The organism is Flavobacterium polysaccharolyticum, from assembly GCF_038739875.1.
GTDB lineage: Bacteria > Bacteroidota > Bacteroidia > Flavobacteriales > Flavobacteriaceae > Flavobacterium > Flavobacterium polysaccharolyticum.
In genome coordinates this window covers 1-240 of the sequence record NZ_JBCGDP010000117.1, presented here as the reverse complement: position 1 = coordinate 240, position 240 = coordinate 1, and the positions used below count along the sequence as shown (strand labels likewise).

Genomic DNA, 240 nt, shown 5'->3' with positions numbered 1-240 from the left:
TCACTGTTACTACATGTGTAGTGGTAGCAGGACCGTTACATCCTGCAGCGCTTGCTGTAATTGTTGTACTTCCTGACCAACCTGCTACATAAGTAACCTCCCCTGTGGATGCATTTATACTATTGCCGGCTGTTAATGAAGCGGCATCTAAACTATAGGTAATACCTGTTGAATTCGTAGCTGTGGTAGTAGTGGTTACTGCTCCTGCTCCTTGGCAACGGGTTGAAGTTGCTGGACTGA

1 protein-coding gene is annotated in these 240 nt (G+C 46.2%); it reads right to left on the bottom strand.

Going from position 1 to position 240, the window contains the following annotated elements; translation table 11 throughout:
• Nucleotides 1–240, bottom strand: a 240-nt coding sequence (locus WFZ86_RS20315) for a hypothetical protein (protein WP_342693639.1), incomplete at both ends; no start/stop codon positions are given.